Below are 4,992 nucleotides of genomic sequence, written 5' to 3'. Positions count from 1 at the left end.
TCCTTGTTTATGAACCAATCCAAGACAGCTAGCAACATCATGTTTATGCTTGATTTGGGTAATCATCTGGATCAGTGGTCTTTAAAAAAAACAGCAACAGATTTGGAACAAAGCCTTCTTGCTAAAGAAAGTGATGTTTTCTTAGTGCGGGGAGACATGGTCATCAGCATCAAGAGTTCTGATGTTCAAGTAGGTGATGTATTAGTTGTCTCCCAAGGGAATGAAATCTTGTTTGACGGCCAAGTGGTTTCAGGATTAGGCATGGTCAATGAGAGTTCCTTGACTGGAGAGAGCTTCCCTGTTGAAAAGAAAGAGGGAGATTCTGTATGTGCGAATACTGTTTTGGAAACAGGAGAGTTAAGAATTCGTGTGACTGATAATCAGATAAACAGTCGTATTTTGCAACTCATCAATCTGATGAAAAAATCTGAAGAGAGTAAGAAGACAAAACAACGTCATTTTATTAGGATGGCAGACAAGGTTGTAAAATATAACTTCTTAGGTGCTGGTTTGACTTATCTGTTAACAGGTTCGTTTTCAAAAGCCATTTCCTTTTTATTGGTGGATTTTTCATGTGCTCTAAAAATATCCACACCTGTAGCCTACCTTACGGCCATAAAGGAAGGTCTAAATCGAGAAATGGTTATTAAAGATGGTGATGTATTAGAAAAATATCTGGAAGTGGATACTTTCTTGTTTGATAAAACGGGTACCATCACGACGAGTTATCCTTTGGTTGAAAAGGTTCTTCCTTTCGGAGATTATACTGAGAAAGATATTTTAAGAATAAGTGCATGTTTGGAGGAACATATCTATCATCCTATTGCCAATGCAATTGTTAAACAAGCTGAAATTGAAGGCATTGAACACGAAGAAATGCATGGCAAGCTTCAGTATGTTGCAAGCAAAGGGATTAAATCGCAAATTGATGGTCAATCGGTTGTCATTGGAAATTATGTACTAATGCAAGACGAACAGGTAAGAATTAGTTCTGAGCAGCTGGCCTTGATTGAGCAATATAAGACTCATTACAATTTATTGTTTTTGGCTTATAAGAAAGAATTAATTGGGATGTTTTGTATCCACACTCCCTTGAGAAGCGAGGCGAAAGTTGCATTGAAAAAGCTAAAGCGCCAAGGGAAAAAACTGATTCTGGCAACTGGTGATACGTTGGCTAGAACAGAAGAGTTGGTTAAAGATCTGCCATTTGACAACGTTTATACTGATTTAAAACCAGATGGTAAGTTTCAGTTGGTTCAGGAATTACAGAAAGCTGGCCGAACTATTTTGATGGTTGGAGACGGGTTAAACGACTCTGCTGCCTTGACGCTTGCAGATATTGGGGTTGTGATGAATGAAAGTGCTGATATTTCTAAGCAGATGAGTGATATTTTATTATTAGATAATCGTTTAGATTTCTTCGAGGAATTGAATTCTTTATCTGAATCGTTGCAGAAATTAATTCAAAGAAATATTCAAGAAACAGTTGTAATAAATGGAAGTTTAATTGGATTTGGGTTGTTAAATTGGTTAAGCCCATCTAATCTTTCGATATTGCACAATCTGACTACTTTAAGAATCGTCCTTCGTAGTCTTTCTATTAAAAGTAGGTAAGAGACCGAGAAGCTGAGGTTATAAAAACTAAAAGGAGTTGTCTCATTTGAGAATAACGGTTCTTTGTCAACTGTAGTGGGTTGGTGGAAAATTATACCCTGGAGAGGACCAAATTGGTTCTCTCCTTTTAAATATTGAAAAAACCATTGGCAGTGGACATACTTTAAGACTATATATTTCTGAAACTAGTTTCACAATACAAATATTGACATGCAATTATTAATTGGTGGATTTTAAGTTGACATCTACAAAGGTTAATGTTAGAATACATTCAAAAATATATTTGAATGAGGTGTTTTATGATTCAAAATATTGTTACTTCAATAATCCTGTATTCTGGGACAGCCGTAGACTTACTTATTATCCTAATGTTATTTTTTGCCAAAAGAAAAAGCAGAAAGGACATCATTAACATCTATTTAGGACAATTTCTAGGCTCTGTTAGTCTAATATTCCTAAGTTTGCTTTTTGCATTTGTCTTAAATTATATTCCTAGTAAAGAGATTTTAGGTTTACTCGGTTTGATTCCAATTTTCCTAGGCCTCAAAGTTTTGCTTTTAGGAGATTCTGATGGAGAAGCTATTGCAAAAGATGGTTTGCGAAAAGACAATAAAAACCTGATTTTTCTAGTCGCTATGATTACTTTTGCAAGTTGTGGCGCTGACAATATTGGTGTCTTTGTCCCATATTTTACCACCTTAAATTTAGCGAATTTGATAGTGACTTTACTTACTTTTCTAGTCATGATTTATCTCTTGGTTTTTTCTGCCCAAAAATTAGCACAAGTCCCTTCTGTTGGAGAAACTTTGGAAAAATATAGCAGATGGTTTATTGCCGTTGTCTATTTAGGATTGGGGATGTATATCCTGATTGAAAACAACAGCTTTGACATGCTATGGGCTGTGTTAGGCTAGGAGAAAAAAATATGAAAAAAGATAGTATCTGTCAAGTGGATGTTATAAATCAACAAAATGTTACAACCGCAACGAACTACCTTGAAAAGGAAAAAGTCCAAAAATCACTTCGCATTTTATCAAAATTTACCGATAATAAACAGATAAATATCATCTTTTATCTCCTTGCCGTCGAAGAACTCTGTGTCTGCGATATAGCCTGTTTATTAAATCTCAGTATGGCATCTGCCTCCCACCATCTTCGTAAACTAGCCAATCAAAACATCTTGGACACTAGAAGAGAGGGGAAAATTATATATTATTTTATAAAAGATGAGGAAATCAGAGATTTTTTTAATCAACTAGGATAACAACTATTTTTACTACTTTTCCATGATTATAGGGAGATTATATATGAAATTTTTTGATGAAAATTACTCACAAGAAATACCTGCTCGTATCAAATGTTTAAGAAAAAAGTATAATTTAAAGCAAAGCGACCTAGGTAATGCAGGTCAAGTTAGCCAAGTTGAAAAGGGAGAAATTTGAAAGAATTTGTATCTTTTATTTTTTGTTTCATTTATGCCCTATGCTACTGGAATAGTTAGTAGTCATTTCATGAATCATACGGCACAGCTCTTTTATGGACTGATCGTTATTGTTTCAACGGTAGCAAACTGGTTTTTACATAAAGTAATTGATAAACCCAATATAGATCAGAAAGAATTACTTGAAGCTACCGCACAATATAGGAAGTTATTGATACCTGACCTAATAATTAAAGGAGTGGGATTGATTCTGTCCTTAATTCTCTATCCTCCGATTATGATGTATAGTGTTTTAATTGCGGCATTTTACATCATAACTTTAAAAACACTATCCGAAAAAAGAGTGAATAACTAAAAAACGGTGACCAAAGTTAGGTGTATTATTTTAATGCTTAGAGACCTAAACTATTCCCTATTTTAAAAATATTGATTCAGATTTTATGAAATTAAAAAGTAGATATTGTTCAGAAAATCCTTGATATTACGCTGTTTTTAGTCTAACTGAAATCCATACTTTCCAAACCAGGCTTGAAAAAGGCCCGTAAAGCGTCACAATTTAGTAAACGTTAAAACTTATTTACATTTATTAAAAGCATTTCGTATCAAAAATACGAGATGCTTTTTTTCTAGCTTAATTTTACAAATTGGATTTTGAAGGACACAATGGACCTATTTTCAAGTTGATAACGACTACAAATTTGTTCTGGAGACCATGAAGATTGTAATCGCTCTTTAATTTCCTACTTCAATTCACAGGAGTCTAACTCGATTTTCTTCCCTTCTGCTTCGCCAATTGTTCATTGTGTGTTTGTGCTGCTTGTGCAGAGTAAGTGTCATTACCACACTTAATTCTCTTGAGAAGGTTGATTTGTGAACGCCTAATTTTCTAGCTATTTGGCAGGGTTTGAGACCTAATTCTAGGTAAGTCTCTATCTTAATTCGCTCAATTATGGTAATATGATAGTAGCTTATAGATTTCTCCCGTGTTCTGTTTAGTGTGGTTACTTACAGTTTACACGAGATTGGGCTCTATGAGTTTTTTGTTGCACTATATTTTACCATTTATCAAATATAAAAAAGTAAGCTCAGAAAATCTCTGATCTTATTCTCATATCTCTCCAAACAACTTCCGTAAAATTTTCGGTGTGATACGTTGTCCTGGCCCTACGTAAGTATAGGCGTGCAGGTACATGGCAGGATTGAAGTTGAGTTCGATACAGGTGCAATTTGGTAGCTCCTTACTAGCAGGCTTGGTGTAGTCTGGGATAATCAAATCGACTCCACAGGCCCAAGCCCCCATAGCAGTCGCCATATCGGCAGCTAGTTGTTTGTAACTCTCGCTCATCTGGTCAGTCATGTCAATGGAGTCGCCTCCAGTTGAGATATTAGAATTACCACGCAGAAAGGTTTGGCTACCTTTAGGCAAGACTGTATCAGGTGTGTAACCCTGCTGTTCCAACATGAGTAATTCAATATCACCCAGATTGATGATTTCAAGAGGTGAGCGATGGTCGCGACCACGCAGAGGGTCTTGGTTTTTCTTTTCGACTAATTCTCGGATGCTTGAGCTTCCGTCGCCTACGACATTGGCCGCAACGCGGAGCACGACAGCCTCGCATTTTCCATCCAAGATAAAGAAACGGTACTCGGTCCCTGCCACAAACTCCTCGACTAGCACATGGCTATCTTCCGAAAAGGCGATGTCTAGGGCTTTTTCATAGCCAGAAAGGCTTGTTGACTCTTGGAAGATGGAAATGCCCAGACCGAAGTTGGTGGATTTGGGTTTGACAACAATAGCAGAGTTGGCTATTTGTCCGTAGTACCGCAAGGCATCGTCCTTGTTAGCAAATTCTGCTCCCGCAGGTACTGGAAAACCAGCCTTGTCCAAAATCTTTTTGGTCACAACCTTATTAGCCATGGCCAGTGGAATTACGTAG

Annotated in this window: 5 protein-coding genes and 1 pseudogene; 4 read left to right on the top strand and 2 right to left on the bottom strand. The window is 36.5% G+C overall.

The genetic code is table 11. The features are described 5' to 3' along the window. From ACLOR3_RS01345 to ACLOR3_RS01330, 4 genes are all read left to right on the top strand, one after another. Positions 1-1,614: heavy metal translocating P-type ATPase (locus ACLOR3_RS01345; protein WP_412036918.1), on the top strand; the 1,614-nt coding region annotated here is incomplete at its 5' end. Between the two features lie 299 nt (positions 1,615-1,913). Next, positions 1,914-2,528, top strand: a complete 615-nt coding sequence (locus ACLOR3_RS01340; protein WP_002911684.1) for a CadD family cadmium resistance transporter — start codon at positions 1,914-1,916, stop codon at positions 2,526-2,528. 11 nt (positions 2,529-2,539) lie between these two features. Then, complete coding sequence (cadX, locus tag ACLOR3_RS01335) at positions 2,540-2,878, top strand: Cd(II)/Zn(II)-sensing metalloregulatory transcriptional regulator CadX (protein WP_000711078.1); 339 nt, start codon at positions 2,540-2,542, stop codon at positions 2,876-2,878. Between the two features lie 43 nt (positions 2,879-2,921). Further along, complete coding sequence (locus ACLOR3_RS01330; protein ID WP_255778472.1) at positions 2,922-3,056, top strand: hypothetical protein; 135 nt, start codon at positions 2,922-2,924, stop codon at positions 3,054-3,056. 649 nt (positions 3,057-3,705) lie between these two features. Here ACLOR3_RS01330 and ACLOR3_RS01325 read toward each other — a convergent pair. Both ACLOR3_RS01325 and gshAB read right to left on the bottom strand, forming a co-directional pair. Beyond that, positions 3,706-4,027 (bottom strand): annotated as a pseudogene (locus ACLOR3_RS01325) (transposase); the annotation flags it as partial. A 136-nt stretch (positions 4,028-4,163) separates the two neighbouring features. Next, on the bottom strand, positions 4,164-4,992 hold an 829-nt coding region (gene gshAB / locus ACLOR3_RS01320; RefSeq protein WP_412036917.1), incomplete at its 5' end, for a bifunctional glutamate--cysteine ligase GshA/glutathione synthetase GshB.

The organism is Streptococcus intestinihominis, assembly GCF_046824975.1.
Classification (GTDB): domain Bacteria; phylum Bacillota; class Bacilli; order Lactobacillales; family Streptococcaceae; genus Streptococcus.
This window is presented reverse-complemented; position numbering and strand designations above follow the sequence as displayed.